At 55.5% G+C, this 18396-nt stretch carries 14 protein-coding genes; 9 read left to right on the top strand and 5 right to left on the bottom strand.

The features are described 5' to 3' along the window. Positions 1-16: 16 nt before the first annotated feature. Complete coding sequence (locus PGQ95_RS16410) at positions 17-1381, bottom strand: 2-hydroxycarboxylate transporter family protein (RefSeq protein WP_015368284.1); 1365 nt, start codon at positions 1379-1381, stop codon at positions 17-19. 275 nt (positions 1382-1656) lie between these two features. Here PGQ95_RS16410 and PGQ95_RS16405 point away from each other — a divergent pair, with 275 nt between their 5' ends. Together PGQ95_RS16405 and PGQ95_RS16400 are read left to right on the top strand one after the other, a co-directional pair. Beyond that, a complete protein-coding gene (locus PGQ95_RS16405) occupies positions 1657-3282 on the top strand; it encodes an ATP-binding protein (protein WP_430918752.1) in 1626 nt (541 codons plus the stop codon). Continuing rightward, positions 3272-3970 (top strand): response regulator, encoded by a 699-nt coding sequence (locus PGQ95_RS16400; protein WP_045397296.1) that lies wholly within the window; start codon positions 3272-3274, stop codon positions 3968-3970. Before PGQ95_RS16405 ends, PGQ95_RS16400 begins: the two co-directional genes overlap by 11 nt. Before the next feature lie 32 nt (positions 3971-4002). Here PGQ95_RS16400 and djlA read toward each other — a convergent pair whose 3' ends face one another. Next, on the bottom strand, positions 4003-4830 hold the full coding sequence (gene djlA / locus PGQ95_RS16395; protein ID WP_015704375.1) for a co-chaperone DjlA: 828 nt from the start codon (positions 4828-4830) through the stop codon (positions 4003-4005). A gap of 241 nt (positions 4831-5071) precedes the next feature. Here djlA and lptD point away from each other — a divergent pair, with 241 nt between their 5' ends. The 6 genes from lptD to apaH all read left to right on the top strand — a co-directional run bounded on the left by lptD (position 5072) and on the right by apaH (position 11902). Continuing rightward, positions 5072-7417, top strand: a complete 2346-nt coding sequence (lptD, locus tag PGQ95_RS16390) for an LPS assembly protein LptD (protein ID WP_032713339.1) — start codon at positions 5072-5074, stop codon at positions 7415-7417. Between the two features lie 54 nt (positions 7418-7471). Then, on the top strand, positions 7472-8758 hold the full coding sequence (surA, locus tag PGQ95_RS16385) for a peptidylprolyl isomerase SurA (protein ID WP_015368289.1): 1287 nt from the start codon (positions 7472-7474) through the stop codon (positions 8756-8758). A 112-nt stretch (positions 8759-8870) separates the two neighbouring features. After that, positions 8871-9851 (top strand): 4-hydroxythreonine-4-phosphate dehydrogenase PdxA, encoded by a 981-nt coding sequence (gene pdxA, locus PGQ95_RS16380; RefSeq protein WP_430918750.1) that lies wholly within the window; start codon positions 8871-8873, stop codon positions 9849-9851. Continuing rightward, on the top strand, positions 9848-10669 hold the full coding sequence (gene rsmA, locus PGQ95_RS16375) for a 16S rRNA (adenine(1518)-N(6)/adenine(1519)-N(6))-dimethyltransferase RsmA (protein ID WP_430918748.1): 822 nt from the start codon (positions 9848-9850) through the stop codon (positions 10667-10669). The genes pdxA and rsmA overlap by 4 nt, the downstream gene beginning before the upstream one ends. 2 nt (positions 10670-10671) lie before the next feature. Then, on the top strand, positions 10672-11049 hold the full coding sequence (apaG, locus tag PGQ95_RS16370) for a Co2+/Mg2+ efflux protein ApaG (protein ID WP_087860914.1): 378 nt from the start codon (positions 10672-10674) through the stop codon (positions 11047-11049). Positions 11050-11053: 4 nt separating this feature from the next. Next, a complete protein-coding gene (gene apaH, locus PGQ95_RS16365) occupies positions 11054-11902 on the top strand; it encodes a bis(5'-nucleosyl)-tetraphosphatase (symmetrical) ApaH (RefSeq protein ID WP_045397283.1) in 849 nt (282 codons plus the stop codon). Between the two features lie 125 nt (positions 11903-12027). Here the strand turns inward: apaH and folA are convergent, their stop codons facing one another. The 3 genes from folA to kefF all read right to left on the bottom strand — a co-directional run bounded on the left by folA (position 12028) and on the right by kefF (position 15096). After that, the gene (gene folA, locus PGQ95_RS16360; RefSeq protein WP_015368294.1) at positions 12028-12507 is read right to left on the bottom strand and encodes a type 3 dihydrofolate reductase; all 480 of its coding nucleotides are present in this window, start codon (positions 12505-12507) and stop codon (positions 12028-12030) included. 197 nt (positions 12508-12704) lie between these two features. Then, positions 12705-14570 (bottom strand): glutathione-regulated potassium-efflux system protein KefC, encoded by a 1866-nt coding sequence (gene kefC / locus PGQ95_RS16355; RefSeq protein WP_015368295.1) that lies wholly within the window; start codon positions 14568-14570, stop codon positions 12705-12707. Then, on the bottom strand, positions 14563-15096 hold the full coding sequence (gene kefF / locus PGQ95_RS16350; protein WP_087860915.1) for a glutathione-regulated potassium-efflux system oxidoreductase KefF: 534 nt from the start codon (positions 15094-15096) through the stop codon (positions 14563-14565). Before kefF ends, kefC begins: the two co-directional genes overlap by 8 nt. Positions 15097-15471: 375 nt before the next feature. On the opposite strand from kefF, the gene PGQ95_RS16345 reads away from it, so the two are divergent. Beyond that, the gene (locus PGQ95_RS16345; protein WP_430918746.1) at positions 15472-18360 is read left to right on the top strand and encodes an autotransporter outer membrane beta-barrel domain-containing protein; all 2889 of its coding nucleotides are present in this window, start codon (positions 15472-15474) and stop codon (positions 18358-18360) included. The last annotated feature ends 36 nt before the right edge of the window (positions 18361-18396 follow it).

Genomic DNA, 18396 nt, shown 5'->3' with positions numbered 1-18396 from the left:
TTAGCGCAGAACTAAATCACGATAAGAAATGACTTAAGAACAGCAGCCCTAACGACACATTAATCGCGCCGCCGATACGGGTGGCTATCTGAGCAAACGGCATCAGGTTCATACGGTTGCCGGAAGTCAGAATAGCGACGTCGCCGGTGCCGCCCTGCCCGCTCTGGCAACAGGAGACAATCGCCACGTCGACCGGATGCATCCCCATTTTCTTGCCGACGAAGAACCCGGTGGCCACCAGCGCCGACACGGTGCAGACAATGACCAGCAGGTTGGTCAGCGTGAAGGCGTTTACCAGCTCCTGCCACGGGGTAATCGCCACGCCAACGGCAAACAGAATCGGGTAAGTCACCGCGGTGCGGAAGAATTTATACACCACCTGCGAGCCCTCCTGCAGGCGCGGCGAAACCACATTCGCCAGCTTCAGTAGCACCGCGAGGAACAGCATGCCAACCGGCGCCGGCAGGCCAATCAATTTGTGTCCCAGCATGCCCATCATATACAGCAGCACCGCCAGCAGCGCGCCGGAGGCCAGCGTCGCCACATCCGTTTTACCGCCAAATCCTTCGCTTTCGCTCAGGCTGCGGGTTTCATTACTGCGGTTAGGCATTAGCTGGCCTTCGCCGGTCAAATGTGGGAAGCGCTTACCGAGCTGGTTCAAACATCCGGCAATGACGATCGCCGTCAGGCTGCCCAGCATCACCATCGGCAGCACGCGTCCCAGCGCAACGCCCTGATCCATATGCATCAGCGCCGCATAGCCAATCGACAGCGGGATCGCCCCTTCGCCCACGCCGCCGGCCATAATCGGCAGCACGATAAAGAAGAAGACCTGGAACGGATCCATCCCCAACAGGCTGCCAACTCCCACGCCGACCAACATACCGACGACCTCGCCGCACAGCATCGGCAGGAAGATCTTCAGGAACCCCTGAATCAGCGTGGTGCGGTTCATGCTCATAATGCTGCCAACGATAATGCAGCAGATGTAGAGATAAAGAATATTGGTCGATTTATAGAATTTGGTGGTGGATTCAACCACCACATCCGGCAGCAGGCCGTAATGGACCAGCGCGGAAGGAATAAAGGTGGCGCAAATCGCCGCCGCGCCAAGCTTGCCGAGTACCGGCAGGCGCTTGCCGAACTCGCCGCAGGCGAAACCGAAGAAGGCCAGCGTCGCCACCATCACCACGATATCGCTCGGCAGCTTGCCGCCAAGGCAGTCCAGCGCGATAAGACCACCCGCCAGCAAAAATAGCGGCAGCGGGATAATCCCCACTTTCCAGCTATCCATCACGTGCCACCAGCGCTGCTTCAACGAGGCTTTCGGTTTGTTAATAGGTTCAAGGGTTGCAGAGAATGCGTTGTCTGTGGTGCTCATAAATTCAGCCCTGTAGTTATTATTCCTGTTCAGGGTAGAGGGCCGGGCGCGCGGTTAATGTGAGAGGGGGCAGATTAAAAAAGAAGTTTTAATGGTCGTTATGGTTTTTATGGTTTCTATTGACTCTAGTGATATATATCTAATTTCTTAGCGTGGTTTTTATGGTTTTTTTAATAACCGGATAATTACCCTTTATAAATAGGCGCCAGTAGATAAATTGTCCTTCTGGCCGCTGACGATATCGTTACCGCATCTCAAATACTGTGCGCATAACTATGAAAGTTTCATTTCAATTTAAGCTGTTCATCTCCCTGGTGGCCTTTTTCTCCATCTTATTCGCTCTGCTTGGCGTTTATTATTATCTCGACGCCAGCCGCCAGCTGTATCAGGAAATGAGCGCCAGGGCGAAAATTCAGGCCGAAGAGATTGCGCTGATGCCCAATCTGCGCCAGCAGGTCAGCCTGCACGATCCGCAGGCTATCGGCGCCTTCATGAAGCAAATCGCCGTCCACAGCGACGCCAGCTTTATCGTCATCGGTGATGATAAAGGCGTGCACCTGTTTCATTCCGTACACCCGGAATGGGTCGGCACGCGCTTAGTGGGCGGCGATAACCAGGCGGTGCTGGAAGGCAAAACTATCACCACCATCCGTAAAGGTGGTTTAGGCGTCTCGCTACGCAGTAAAACGCCCATTGTCGATGATAACGGGAGGGTGATCGGCATTGTCTCCGTCGGCTATCTGACCAGCTATCTCGACAGCATCACCGTGCAAAAGGTGGTGAATATTTTTGTCGCCGCCATTCTGTTGCTGATCGCCCTGTTTATCTTCTCCTGGTATTTTACCCGCAGTATTAAAAAACAGATTTTTTCGCTGGAGCCGCGCGAAATTGGCCTGCTGGTACGCCAGCAAAAAGCGATGATGGAATCGATTTTCGAAGGGGTTATCGTTATCGACAGCCAGCGACGGATTGAAGTGATTAACCACGCCGCCCGCAGCCTGCTGGGGCTTAAGCAACCCGCGCATCTGCTGCGCGGCAAATCGATTGATAGCGTGATCGCCCCGCAGCCGTTTTTCGCCAGCAGCGCGATGCTGGCGAACGATACGCACGATGAACTGTGTCGCTTCAACCAGCTGACGGTACTCGCCAGCCGGGTGCGCATCATGCTGGAAAACTCGCTACAGGGCTGGGTGATCACCTTCCGCGACCGCGATGAAATCAACGCCCTCACCGCGCAGCTCAGCCAGGTGAAACGCTATGTCGATAACCTGCGCATTATGCGCCACGAACAGCTCAACCGCATGACCACGCTCTCCGGCCTGCTGCATATGGGCCACTACGACGAAGCTATTCGCTATATACAGGCGCAATCGGAGCATGCCCAGGAGCTACTGGACTTCATCTCCTCGCGATTTCGTTCGCCGACGCTGTGCGGCCTGCTGCTGGGTAAAGCCACTCGCGCCTATGAAAAAGGCGTTGAACTGAGCTTTGATCCGGCCTGTCGTATCGATCGCCCGCTGTCGTCGCTGATGGAGTCGGAACTTATCTCGATCATCGGCAATCTGCTGGATAACGCCATTGAAGCCACGCAACGCGCCGAACTACCGCACGAACCGGTCGAGGTACTGATTCAACTCAACGCCCGCGAGCTGATGATTGAGGTGGCCGACCGCGGTGTCGGTATCCGCCCGGATATTCGCGAGCGTATTTTTGAGCGCGGAGTGACGACAAAAACCCGTGGCGATCACGGTATTGGTCTGTATCTTATTGAACATTATGTGACTCAGGCTGGCGGCACGATTGAAGTCGCCGATAACGCGCCGCGCGGAACGATATTTACCCTGTTTATTCCCGCTGACCCGCCAGCCCATCCGCAACCGGAGGCCAACGATGCATCATGATTTGGTCGATGTGCTGATCATCGAAGATGAAAACGAGCTGGCCCGACTGCACGCCGAGCTCATTCAGAAACACCCGCGCATGCGGCTGGCGGGAATGGCCGCCTCGCTTTCTCAGGCGCGGCAGATGCTCAACGCCAGGCCGCCGCAGCTGGTCCTGCTGGATAATTATCTGCCGGACGGCAAAGGCGTCACGCTGATGACCGACCCGATTCTGGCCAACGCCAATTGTTCGGTCATTTTCATCACCGCCGCCAGCGATATGGAAACCTGCAGCCAGGCGATACGCAACGGCGCCTTCGACTACATTCTCAAACCGGTTTCGTGGAAACGCCTGAGCCAGTCGCTGGAGCGCTTTATTCAGTTTTACGACCAGCAGCGGGAATGGAAAATTGTCGATCAGCAAAACGTTGATTCCCTGTATCAGCTGCAGGCTAAAAATTTTCGCGCCGATAACGGCAGCAAAGGCATCGAGGAAAAGACCCTGGCGCTGGTGCAGAATTTATTTCATGGCCGCGAAACGCACTGCTTTTCAGTGGACGAAGTGGTTAGCGAAACCGGACTGAGCAAGACCACCGCCCGTCGTTATCTCGAGCACTGCGTGGAAGTGAGTTTTCTGGAAGTGGAAATGCTGTACGGAAAAATTGGCCACCCGCGGCGGATGTATCGCCGCGCGCAGGGCGCGAACTAAGGCTTCTCCATGGAGGAGAAGCCTTACGGGATTCAGAAGCCGCGCTGCTCTTTGATAAGCTCCCAGGCTTTCTGGATTTCCTGCGCTTTCTGTTTCGCCATTTCCATCATCTCCGGCGGCAGCCCTTTGGCCACCAGCTTGTCCGGGTGATGTTCGCTCATTAGTTTACGGTAAGCGCGCTTGACGGTTGTAGCATCATCGGTCGGCTTGACGCCGAGAACATTACAAGCGTCTTCAAGCGTCGGGCCGCGCTGTGCCTGCTGCCAGCCGCCATTGCCGCCACGCTGACCATAGGATTGCTGCTGCGAGCCGCCGCCGAACTGCGCGCCGCCCTGCATCATGCGCAGGAACTGCTCAAACTGCGCACGCGAGATACCAAGCTCGTCGGCGATAACAAACAACACTTCGCGTTCATTGGGATGTAATTCGCCGTCGGCGAAGGCTGCCTGCAGCTGAATTTCCAGAAACATCCTAATTAAATCGAAGCGACCGAAACAGACGCTTCGCAGCTGGCGCATTTTCTCGCGCAGCGGGTAATTATCGGCCTTTCCGGCGCGAAATGCCTGCTGCGCCGCGGTGCGCGACTCGCCGTGCAGGTTCATACGATCCATCAGCACATTCGCCACATGAATATCGGCTTCCGTCACGCGCCCTTTCGATTTGGTCAAATGTCCCATCACTTCAAACGTGGTGGAAAAGAACAGCGACTGCCGTTCCTGCTGGTTGGCAAATAAATTCAGTCGACGGCTACGGGCCCGGTCAAACATATGCCCGACTAAAAAGCCAAGCACCACGCCCCAGAAGCCGCCGCCCATCAATAATGCAACCGCGACACCAATCACTTTACCCAAATACTGCATAGACTCCCCAATCTTTGTGCTACCAGTTAAGCTATATATGACCGCACGTTACCAAGCGTTGACGCCACGGTCATGTGGGACATCGCCTATAATTTGCTTTATCATACTCGCCATTCTACACGGTGCCTAACGCTCAGAAACGAAACGAGCGGATTAAGACTAGCGCGATTAAGATGAGTACGTTAGGCTCTGACCGTTTGCAAGCCGCTGCCACAAGATGACGGAACAACAAATAAAACGTATGAAAAAACGTATCCCCAGCCTCCTGGCCACCATGATCGCCAGCGCCTTGTATAGCCAACAGGGCATGGCCGCCGATCTCGCCACGCAATGTATGCTTGGCGTGCCAAGCTATAATCGTCCTCTCGTTGAAGGAAAGCCTAACGATCAACCGGTAACGATTGACGCCGATCATGCGAAAGGCAACTACCCTGATAATGCCGTGTTTACCGGCAACGTTGATATTAATCAGGGGAATAGTCGCCTGCAGGCCGACGAGGTGCAGTTGCATCAGCAGCAGCCGGCGGGCCAACCGCAGCCGGTGCGTACCGTTGATGCGCTTGGCAACGTTCACTATGACGACAACCAGGTCATTCTGAAGGGGCCGAAGGCGTGGTCGAACCTGAACACCAAAGATACTAACGTCTGGAAAGGCGACTATCAGATGGTTGGCCGTCAGGGGCGCGGTACCGCCGACCTGATGAAGCAGCGCGGCGAAAACCGCTATACCATTCTGGAAAACGGCAGCTTCACCTCCTGTCTGCCGGGTTCTGATACCTGGAGCGTCGTCGGCAGCGAAGTTATCCATGACCGCGAAGAGCAGGTTGCCGAAATCTGGAACGCGCGCTTTAAGCTGGGTTCCGTCCCTATTTTTTATAGCCCGTATCTGCAGCTGCCTGTCGGCGATAAGCGCCGCTCCGGCTTCCTGATCCCCAACGCCAAATACAGCACTAAAAATGGCGTTGAGTTCTCGCTGCCCTATTACTGGAATATCGCGCCGAACTTCGACGCCACCATTACGCCGCACTACATGAATAAACGCGGCGGCGTAATGTGGGAAAACGAATTCCGCTATCTGACCCAGGCGGGCGCAGGTTTATTCGAATTCGATTACCTGCCTTCCGATAAAGTGTACGAAGACGATCACTCCAACGACAGCAACAGCCGCCGCTGGATGTTCTACTGGAACCACAACGCGGTTATCGATCAGGTGTGGCGTCTGAACGCCGACTACACCAAAGTCAGCGACCCGGATTACTTTAACGACTTCAGCTCTAAGTACGGCTCCAGTACCGACGGCTACGCGACGCAGAAATTCAGCGCCGGTTACGTTAACCAGAACTTTGACGCCACCGTGTCGACCAAGCAGTTCCAGGTCTTCGACCGTAGCTCGAGCAACTCCTACGCTGCTGAGCCTCAGCTCGATATTAACGCCTACCAGAATGACGTCGGTCCGTTCGATACCCATCTGTATGCGCAAGCGGTGCACTTCGTCAACACCAATGGCGATATGCCGGAAGCGACGCGCCTGCACATGGAGCCGACGATCAACCTGCCGCTGTCTAACGGCTGGGGAAGCATCAATACCGAGGCGAAGCTGCTGGCGACCCACTATCAGCAGAGTAACCTCGATCAGTACAACACCGCTAACGGTACCGATTACAAAGATTCGGTTAACCGCGTGATGCCGCAGTTCAAAATCGACGGCAAAATGGTCTTCGAACGCGATATGCAGGAAGGGTATACCCAGACCCTGGAACCGCGCATGCAGTATCTGTATATCCCGTATCGCGACCAGAGCCACATTGGCGTCTACGACTCGACCCTGCTGCAGTCCGACTATAGCGGCCTGTTCCGCGACCGCTCCTACAGCGGCCTTGACCGTATCGCGTCAGCCAACCAGGTCACCACCGGCGTCACATCTCGCGTATATGATGACGCGGCCGTTGAACGTTTTAATATTTCCGTTGGTCAAATCTACTATTTCACCGAGTCTCGTACCGGTGCGGACAACATCAACTGGGAGAATAACGACACCACGGGTTCACTGGTCTGGGCCGGCGATACTTACTGGCGCATCACCGATAACTGGGGTTTACGCGGGGGGATCCAGTACGATACGCGTCTGGATAACGTCGCAACCGGCAACGGAACCATTGAATACCGCCGCGACGAAAACCGCTTAGTGCAACTGAACTACCGTTACGCGAGTCCGGAATATATTCAGGCGACGCTGCCTTCGTATTCCACCGCTCAGCAGTATAAAGAGGGTATTTCTCAGGTGGGAATGACCGCAAGCTGGCCGATTGTCGATCGTTGGTCAGTGGTCGGCGCGTACTACTTCGATACCAATACCAAAAAAGCGGCTAACCAGATGTTAGGGGTACAGTATAACTCTTGCTGCTACGCTATCCGCCTTGGCTACGAACGTAAGATCAACGGCTGGGATAACAACAACGGCGGCGAAAGCAAATACGACAACACCTTCGGTATCAACATCGAACTGCGTGGTCTGAGCTCCAACTATGGTCTTGGCACCCAGCAGATGCTGCGCTCGAACATTTTGCCGTACCAGAGCTCGCTGTAAGGCGTCTGGTTTAAAACGTAATCCGCATTTGCGGTTAATTGAAATGGAAAAAGTATGAAGAACTGGAAAACGCTGCTTCTCGGTATCGCCATGATCGCGAATACCAGTTTCGCCGCCCCGCAGGTGGTCGATAAAGTAGCGGCTGTCGTCAATAATGGCGTTGTTCTGGAAAGCGACGTCGATGGTCTGATGCAGTCGGTGAAGCTCAACGCTGGTCAGGCGGGACAGCAGCTGCCGGATGACGCGACCCTGCGTCATCAGATCCTCGAAAGATTGATCATGGACCAGATCGTTCTGCAAATGGGTCAGAAGATGGGCGTGAAAGTCAGCGACGATCAGCTTGACCAGGCCATTGCCAACATCGCCAAACAGAACAACATGTCGATGGATCAGATGCGTAGCCGTCTGGCCTATGAAGGCATCAACTACAACACCTACCGTAATCAGATCCGTAAAGAGATGCTGATTTCGGAAGTGCGTAACAACGAAGTGCGCCGCCGCATCACCGTGCTGCCGCAGGAAGTTGAAGCGCTGGCCAAGCAGATTGGCGATCAGAACGATGCCAGCACCGAACTCAACCTGAGCCATATTCTGATCGCGCTGCCGGAAAACCCGACCTCCGATCAGGTTGCGGCAGCGGAAGAGCAGGCGAAGTCCGTCGTTGAACAGGCCCGTAGCGGCGCTAACTTCGGCAAACTGGCTATCACCTATTCCGCTGACCAGCAGGCGCTGAAAGGCGGCCAGATGGGCTGGGGCCGTATTCAGGAGCTGCCGGGTATCTTCGCTCAGGCGCTGAGCACCGCGAAGAAAGGCGATGTTGTCGGTCCGATTCGTTCCGGCGTCGGCTTCCATATCCTGAAAGTTAACGATATGCGCGGCGGCAGCCAGAACATCTCCGTCACCGAAGTCCATGCCCGCCACATCCTGCTGAAGCCGTCGCCGATCATGAACGACGCGCAGGCACAGGCGAAGCTGGAACAGATTGCCGCTGATATTAAGAGCGGTAAGACCACTTTCGATAAAGCGGCGAAAGAGTTTTCCCAGGATCCGGGTTCCGCCAATCAGGGCGGCGACTTAGGCTGGGCGACGCCGGATATCTTCGATCCCGCGTTCCGCGATGCGCTGATGCGCCTCAACAAAGGCCAGACTAGCGGCCCGGTTCACTCCTCCTTCGGCTGGCACCTGATCCAACTGATGGATACCCGCAACGTCGACAGAACCGACGCCGCGCAGAAGGACCGTGCTTACCGCATGCTGATGAACCGTAAATTCTCTGAAGAAGCGGCCACCTGGATGCAGGAACAGCGCGCCAGCGCTTACGTCAAAATTCTGAGCAACTAAAGCTCTCCCCTCTCCACGCCTTAAAGGCGTATCGAGAGGGTAGACCGGTCGCCCCAGCTACGGCTGGGGTCGACTGCGCAGCCGGGCCTTCCTGGCCCGAAGGAACGTTTCTATGCAACGTGTTGTTATCACTCCCGGCGAACCCGCAGGGATTGGTCCCGATCTTGTCGCCGAGCTTGCGCAGCGCGACTGGCCGGTTGAACTGGTTATTTGCGCCGATGGCGCCCTGTTAACTGACCGAGCCCGCCAGCTCGGTCTTCCTTTATCGCTCCTCCCTTACGATCCAACCCGTCCTCCACAGCCGCAGCGGGCGGGCACGCTTACGCTACTTCCCGTTGCCCTCAACGCGCCGGTACAGCCGGGCGTGCTTAATGTCGCTAACGGCAGCTATGTGGTGGAAACCCTGGCGCGCGCCTGCGATGGCTGCCTTAAGGGTGAATTCGCCGCGTTGATTACCGGGCCGGTGCACAAAGGCAACATCAATGACGCCGGTATTGCCTTCACCGGCCATACCGAGTTCTTTGAAGAACGCGCTCACGCCAGCAAAGTGGTCATGATGCTGGCGACCGAAGAACTGCGGGTCGCACTGGCCACCACCCACCTGCCGTTAAAAGCGATAAGCGAGGCGATTACGCCGGAGCTGCTGCGTGAAGTGATAACCATCCTGGATGCCGATCTGCGGCATAAATTCGGTATCGCTCAGCCGCACGTGCTGGTTTGCGGCCTGAATCCCCACGCCGGCGAAGGCGGTCATATGGGGACGGAAGAGATCGAGACCATTATTCCGGTGCTCGAAGAGATGCGGGCGAAGGGCATGAATTTAAGCGGTCCGCTGCCTGCGGATACCCTTTTTCAGCCAAAATATCTCGATAATGCCGATGCGGTACTCGCGATGTACCACGATCAGGGCCTGCCCGTGCTAAAATACCAGGGCTTTGGCCGCGGCGTGAATATTACGCTCGGTTTACCTTTTATTCGTACCTCCGTTGACCACGGTACCGCGCTGGAATTAGCCGGTCAGGGAAAAGCGGACGTCGGCAGTTTTATCACGGCGCTTAATCTCGCCATCAAAATGATTGTTAATACCCAATGAATAATCGAGTCCATCAGGGCCATTTAGCCCGTAAACGCTTCGGGCAAAACTTTCTCAACGATCAGTTCGTGATCGACAGCATTGTTTCGGCCATCAATCCTCAGAAAGGCCAGGCGATGGTCGAAATCGGCCCGGGTCTCGCCGCGCTGACCGAGCCGGTCGGCGAACGCCTCGACCAGTTAACCGTTATCGAGCTGGACCGCGATCTGGCGGCCCGCCTGCAGACCCATCCGTTCCTCGGACCTAAGCTGACCATTTACCAGCAGGATGCGATGACCATGAACTTCGGCGAACTGTCGGAGAAAATGGGCCAGCCGCTGCGCGTCTTCGGCAACCTGCCGTACAACATCTCTACGCCGCTGATGTTCCACCTCTTCAGCTATACTGATGCCATTGCCGATATGCACTTTATGCTGCAGAAGGAAGTGGTTAATCGTCTGGTTGCCGGGCCGAATAGTAAAGCGTATGGTCGATTAGGCGTAATGGCGCAGTACTACTGCCAGGTGATCCCGGTACTTGAAGTCCCGCCGACCGCCTTTACGCCGCCGCCAAAAGTGGATTCCGCCGTCGTGCGCCTGGTGCCGCATCGCACCATGCCGTACCCGGTGAAGGATGTCCGCGTGCTGAGCCGTATCACTACCGAAGCCTTCAACCAGCGCCGTAAGACCATTCGCAATAGTCTCGGCAATCTGTTTAGCGTTGAAGTGCTGACGGAGCTGGGCGTCGACCCGGCGGTACGTGCGGAAAATATTTCTGTAGAGCAGTACTGTAAGATGGCCAACTGGTTATCCAACAATCTGCCTTCGAAGGAGAGCTAACCATGATTAATTCGCCTCGTGTTTGCGTCCAGGTGCAAAGCGTCTATATCGAATCGCAATCTTCTCCGGAAGAAGAGCGCTACGTCTTCGCTTACACCGTCACCATTCGCAACCTGGGGCGGAGTCAGGTTCAGCTTCTCGGCCGCTACTGGCTTATCACCAATGGACACGGTCGCGAGACGGAAGTCCAGGGTGAAGGGGTCGTCGGCGAACAGCCGCACATCCCTGCCGGCGAAGAGTATCAATACACCAGCGGCGCGGTTATCGAAACGCCGCTGGGCACCATGCAGGGTCATTATGAGATGATTGATAGCAACGGCGTACCGTTCACTATCGAGATCCCTGTCTTCCGTCTCGCAGTTCCAACGCTTATACATTAAAACAATGGCTACATACCTTATTGGCGACATTCATGGTTGCTACGATGAACTGATCGCATTGCTGGAGCAGGTGGAGTTTAACCCTGATACGGACACGCTGTGGCTCACCGGCGACCTGGTCGCGCGCGGCCCCGGCTCTCTGGAAGTGCTGCGGTTCGTGAAAACGCTCGGCGATAGCGTGCGCATCGTGCTGGGCAACCATGACCTGCATCTGCTGGCGGTGTTTGCCGGCATTAGCCGCAACAAGCCCAAAGACCGTCTGACGCCGCTGCTGGAAGCACCGGACGCTGACGAACTGCTCAACTGGCTGCGTCGCCAGCCGCTGATGCAGGTCGACGAAGAGAAAAAGCTGGTGATGGCTCATGCCGGCATCACGCCGCAGTGGGATCTGGAAACCGCCAAACAGTGCGCGCGCGATGTCGAAGCCGTGCTGGCAAGCGACTCCTATCCGTTCTTCCTCGACGCGATGTATGGCGATATGCCGAACCACTGGAGCAACGAGCTCAGCGGCCTGGCGCGCCTGCGCTTTATCACCAACGCCTTCACCCGCATGCGCTATTGCTTCCCGAACGGCCAGTTGGATATGTACAGCAAAGAGGCGCCGGAAGACGCGCCTGCCCCGCTTAAGCCATGGTTTGCCATTCCGGGCCCGGTTGCCCGCGAGTACAGTATCGCCTTTGGTCATTGGGCGTCGCTGGAAGGCCGCGGTACCCCGGAAGGCATCTACGCGCTGGATACCGGCTGCTGCTGGGGAGGGGACCTGACCTGCCTGCGCTGGGAAGATAAAACGTATTTCACCCAGCGTTCCAACCGCCAGAAAAGCCTCGACGAAGGCGAAGCGGTCGCCTCCTGAGTCGATCCCGGATGGCGGCGCGCTGCGCCTTATCCGGGCTACCTCCGGTACGGGAGATTCCTGATAAAACAAAACCCCGGCCACGCCTGACGCGACCGGGGTTTTTTAATCGACGCTATGTTAGCTTAACGACGCTCGAGGATCTCGAAGCAGTAGCTATGGGAATTTTGCGCGTCGGCATCGTGGAACTCACTGAACACCGATTCCCACTCGTCCGGATCGTAATCCGGGAAATGGGTATCGCCTTCCACTTCCGCATCAATATGGGTCAGGTAGAGTTTGTGCGCTTTCGGCAGGAACTGCTCGTAAACGCGGCCACCGCCAATCACCATAATCTCTTCCGCGTCGCCGCAGGCGGCAATCGCTTCATCAACAGACTTCACCCACTGCACGCGATCGTCGCTGCCTGGCTTGCTGCTGATAACGATATTTTTACGTCCTGGCAACGGGCGACCGATGGATTCCCAGGTCAAACGCCCCATTACCACCGGCTTGTTTAAGGTATTACGTTTAAACCAGGCGAGATCGGCAGGCAAGTCCCATGGCATAGCGTTCTCCATGCCAATTACGCGATCTACAGCTAACGCCGCAATCAGACTAATCATTGAAAATATCCCGAATGCAAAAAATTGCCGCCACTATACGGAAAGCGTAATACTTCGTCGACTGAACGAAGAGTAAAGAATAAGAAAATTTTTAGATTTGCTGGCGAGCCCACGTAACCCTCATGAGCCGCCAGATCAGGAACTAAATTGAAAACAAAATGTTAGCTGTAAAGTTAACGCAACATCTGCTTACCACCTCAGGTTGAAGGCTTATTCTCCGGCTCATCGCGAACGTCTCCGGTGTGCCGTCCTTCTTCGGTACCTTGCCAGCCGTGACGCTGCACCAACGACAGATGATTACGGTCCTCATTGATGATACCGGTAAGCATATCGCTGGTTCGCTTGAACACCGCCACGCGAGAGGCGGCATCATTTTCCGCCATCGCCACCATCTCTTCCACCATCTGCTGGTTGAAACGGCGGAACAGATCGGCGCGCTCGCGGGCCTCATAAGCGCCCAGACCTAAGGCCTCCAGCGTCATACGGCCGCTTTTCAGCGCCGATTCGAAGGTTTCACGCTCCGGCGCTTCCACTCCGGCCTGGCGCAGCTGAATGTAGTGATCGACATCGCGGGCGCGCGAAATGATCTGCAGATGTGGGAAGTGCTCTTTCGCCAACTCCACCAGCTGCAGGCTGGCCTGCGGATCGTCGATGGCGTTAATCAGCACTTCAGCCTTTGCCGCCCCCGCCGATTCCAGCAGATCCACCCGCGTGGCATCGCCGTAAAACACCTTCATATCGAACTTGCGCAGGGTATCAACGTGGTCCGGGTCGTGATCGAGGATAACCATTTTCACGCCGCTGGAAAGCAGCACACGCCCGGCAATCTGCCCATAGCGGCCAAAACCGGCGATAATCACTCGCGGTTGCTCTTCGTCAATCTCGTCCGCTTCGCGCTCCTGGCCGCTGGCGGATTTCTCCATCCGCGTCAGCAGCACCAGCAGAATGGGCGTTGCCGCCATCGATAGGGCCACCGCCAGCGTCAGCGCCTTCGCCCACTCGCTATCCAGCACATCGGCCATCTGCGCGGCGCCGAAGACCACGAAAGCGAACTCACTTCCCTGCCCCAGCAGTACGGCAAACCAGCGTCGCTGCGCGCGCGGTACACCCAGGGGTTTAGCAATCAGCCATAGCATCAGAGCCTTAATCGCCAAAAAACCCACCAGCAGGATCAGGATACGTAGCGGATGGGTGACGAGGGTACCGAAGTCGATAGACATACCGACGCCGATAAAGAACAGCCCCAACAGCAACCCTTTAAACGGTTCGATATCGCTCTCCAGCGCATGGCGGTATTCCGAACTTGCCAGAAGCACCCCGGCAAGAAACGCGCCCATCGCCATCGACAGCCCGACTTCCTCAAGCAGCAATCCGAAGCCAAAGACCAGGAACAGGGCCACGGCGCTGAATACTTCGCGCAGACCGGAACGGGCAACAAAGCGCAGCACCGGCCGGGTCAGATAGCGCCCTAATAGCACCACCAGCGCCAGCGCGCCGGCCACTTTCAACGCCGACAGCGCAAACGCGGCCAGGGTCGTTGAACCGCCGCTGGCCGCCAGCAGCGGAATCATCGCGACCAAAGGAATAGCGGCGATATCCTGGAACAACAGCACGGCAAAGGCGCTCCGCCCTAGTTGCGTCACCGTCAGGTTACGTTCGTTCATCGCCTGCATGGCAATCGCCGTCGACGACAGCGCCAACGTCATCCCGATAAGCTCCGCCACCTGCCAGCGCAAGCCAAGCAGCATGCAGAACAGCCCGATAAACGCGCCGCACACCACCATTTGCAGCGCACCGCCGCCAAATACCGAGGCGCGCAGTTTCCATAGGCGCTGCGGATCCAACTCAAGGCCTATAACAAACAACATCAGCACCACGCCGATTTCGGCGAAATGCAGAATCGCCTCAGCGTCAGTGACCAGTCGCAGTCCCCACGGGCCGATAACGCAGCCGGCAATCAGATATCCCAGCACCGATCCCAGTCCCAGACGCACGGCGATCGGCACGATAAGCGCAGCGGAGCCGAGGTAAATCAGCGCCTGTATTAGCGTATGGCTATCCATTGTTATGCGTCTCCTGCCATTCGATTAAGCGTTGACGATAATGACGGGCCTGCGCCTGCAGCGTTTCGTCATCGCAGATAAAGGTACAGTGCATCGCAAACGGCGGCAGCCATTTCATGCCACAGTACAGCGCCGTCGCCTGCAGAGGCTGCGCCAGCACGTCAAAGCCGGGGAATGAACCAATATCGAAATGGCTTTCGCCGCCGCCGGTGGTAACCGCCCACATCAGCGATTTACCGTGTAACGCAATACCGTTGTGGCCGTACGCCCAGCCGTGGGACAGTACTTTATCCATCCACAGTTTTAACAGCGGTGGAACGCTGTACCACTGCATCGGATGCTGCCAGATAACCAGATCGGCGCGCGCCAGCGCCGCCTGCTCGGCAGCGATATCGATATTGAAGTCGGGATATAGCTCATAGAGGGAGCGTATCTCTACGCCATCAAGCGTCCCTGCTTGCTCAAGCATCCGCTTATTCGCATGCGAGTGATGCGGATAAGGATGCGAGTAAATTATCAGAATCATGAATGGGCCTGTCTTTTGTATTCTTGTAGCAGTGAGTGTAGACAGTTAACTCGCTCACTGAAAGGGGGGAATGCCTGAGGAGAAGTCGAATACAGCCAATGATAATCCTTCCATCATGAAAGAATTGCAGACGCTCCAGGGGGCAATCGCCGTCCCATTCAATTCCCCATACGAATTTATTATTACAAATAATACAGTCAATGCATATTTTAAGACGAGATTAAATCATTCTTTAATAAATAAACCTATACAGTCCACAATGTACAACCAATAATTTTACGCTCTTCATCTTGAGCCTAAAAATTTTCAATCTAAAAACGCAATTCTAATATATAGCGTTAACCGGAAGCGCTATTTACGCAAATGGACGTGTATATGAGCAACAAACACTTTGAACTAAACAGAACAACCAAAACACTGGCGAGAATATTTCCCGCCTTATTAATGTTTACGCCAATTGTTGTCAGCGCAGGCACGATTGACCAGTCAACTTCAGTACCGCAAAACTTCTCCACCGACACGGAATACGCCATCAGTAGAGACGTCACCGTCTCCTCCGCAGATAACACCCCAGCAGTATCCGTTAGCGGAATGAACGTCAAAAAAGTCACCAATGAAGGCAATATTGCCGGAACGGGAATCGGACTGGATATTAATATCGAAGGTCAATCCGTTAAAATTAATAATAATGAAAATGCAATTATTTCATCTGCAACTGATAATGCCGTTAACGTACAATCAATGGCAGGTGATTTTAATAATAGCGGAATCATTACTGGCGCTAACAACGGTATTTTCGTTAGCGAAGAGTCATCGGCAATTAGTATCACCAATACCGATACCGGCGTGATCACCGGGAAAAACGGCCTGAGTTCGCAAATTGGCCTCGGGTTAGATAATAGCGGCGCCATCACCGGTACCGCAGGCGATGGTGTTGCGTTAAGCAACGGCAACAGCAAAATTAACAACAGCGGCACCGTGCAGGGCAGCCAGAACGGGATCAACATCGTTGATAGCGCGAAAGCCGATATCATCAACAGCGGTTTACTTGGCGGCGGCGATGCGGCCGTTATGTTTGTCAGCAGCAAAAATAACAGCCTGGTACTCAATACCGGCTCTTCCCTCATCGGCGATGTCATCTCCACGGGCTCAACGGGTAACACCATCTCGCTGGTCGGTACCGGAACGGAAGACAGTAACTTTGTCGGCCTTAACGACGGCGACGGTTTTGCCTCCGTGAAAATGAACGGTGAAAACTGGACGCTCACCGGCAACCTCGACATCATCGGCAGCGGCGATTCACTCGAGGTGAATAGCGGCCAGTTAACGCTGGGGGGCGCTGTCGCTAATAGTGGTAACACGCTGGTCGCGGAAGCGGCCACGCTGCAGTTGGGCGACGGGCAGAAAACCGCAACCCTCACCGGTAGCCTGACCAATAACGGCACGCTGATCTTCAATCAGGGAAGCGACTCTACTTTTGCCACCGGCATCATCGGTAGCGGTAACGTGGAAAAAGTCGATACCAACACGCTGACGCTCACCGGCGCCAATAGCTATACCGGCGATACCGTGCTCAAAAGCGGCACGACTCTGGTCGCAGAAGGCGCGACCCTCGGAGCATCCGGTAGCGATGCCACCCTCACTATCAACAATGGCGCGCAATTTGCCAGCGCAGGCGAAGTCAATAACAACATTGATATCCTCAGCGGAGGTGTCCTCGCGGCGTGGAATGCAATTGAAGGAAACGCCACGTTAAGAACATCCGGCGTCGACACCATCAATGGCAATGTGAGCAACAGCGGCACGCTGTTGCTTAGCGCCGCGGATAATAGCGTTGGCAACAATTTTACGATTAACGGCGACTATAGCGGTTCTGCCGGCAGCCAAATCGTGATGAACAGTCAGGTTGGCGAAGACAGTTCACCGACCGACCATTTGTCGATCACCGGCAGCAGCTACGGTCAATCCGGCATCAGTATCGCCAACATCGGCGGAATGGGCGCGCAAACCGTTAATGGCATGGAGATTGTCAGCGTCGGCGGCAGTTCTGAAGCACAGCTAACCTTGTCAAAACCAGTTGTCGCCGGAGCTTATGAATACGATCTTTATCAGCACAACAACGGCAACTGGTATCTGGAATCCAAAGCGACCCCGTCTGACGATCCGTCGGATGATACCGACGATGATGACAGCGGCACCGATGGCGGCAGCAGCACCGATGGCGGCAGCGGCACCGATGGCGGCAGCAGCACCGATGGCGGCAGCAATACCGATGGCGGCAACAATACCGATGGCGGCAACAATACCGATAATGGCGATCAATCCGCGCCAGAAGTAATGGCCCCGGAAGTCGGTGCTTATCTGGGCAACTATCTTGCGGCACAGAGTATGTTCCTGCATAAACGTGACGATCGCGACCAGCTCACTTTCCGCAACGAAGACAATCTGAACACCTGGATGTACGTGAAGGGCCGCTATCATGAGAACGACGCCGGCGGCGATAAAGTCAGCTACGACACCACCACCACCGTGCTCCAGCTCGGCAGTGATTTCATGAGCAAGCCGATGGACAAAGGAATGCTGCGTGCGGGCGGCATGTTTGGCGCAGGCCAGGCGAAAACGGATTCGGATGCGAAACACAACGTGCGTGATGCGCAGGGTAAAGTCGACGGTTTCAACGTTGGCCTGTACGCCACCTGGCAGGAAGATCCGAAATTACGTCTCGGCAGCTACATCGATACCTGGGCGTCATACAGCTGGTATAACAACACCGTCACCAGCAATCGCAACAATGAAAAGTATGACAGTAAAGGTTTTGCCGCCTCTGTTGAAGTCGGCCATGCGTGGGTGATCCCTTCAGAAAGCGCGCGTACGTGGAAGATTGAGCCTCAGGCGCAGGTGATCTACAGCTATCTCGATCAGGAAAATCATACCGACCCGGATGGCGTGCGGGTAACCACCCTGGACAACAATAGCCTGTTTGGCCGTCTCGGCGTGAAGAGCAGCTACTTCGAGCAGCACGATGTTAAAGCATGGCAGCCGTATATCGCGGTGAACTGGTTGAAAGGCGCGGGTCAAAACGATCTGGCGTTCAATGGTGAAAAAGTCAGCAACGATACGCCGGACGACCGCGGTCAGTTAGAGCTGGGCGTGACCGGCAATGTGAACGAGACGACCACTATCTCGCTGCGCGCCAGCGGCGAATGGGGTGAAAACAGCTACGCCGCTTATGGCGGCCACATTCTGCTGAATCACCGTTGGTAATCGCCGTACAATGAAAGGTAAAAAGCAGTGGCCGAA

It is taken from the genome of Klebsiella sp. 141240, assembly GCF_050600805.1.
GTDB lineage: Bacteria > Pseudomonadota > Gammaproteobacteria > Enterobacterales > Enterobacteriaceae > Klebsiella > Klebsiella aerogenes.
Note: the sequence above shows the minus strand (reverse complement) of the source record. Positions and strands in the feature narration are given on the sequence as shown.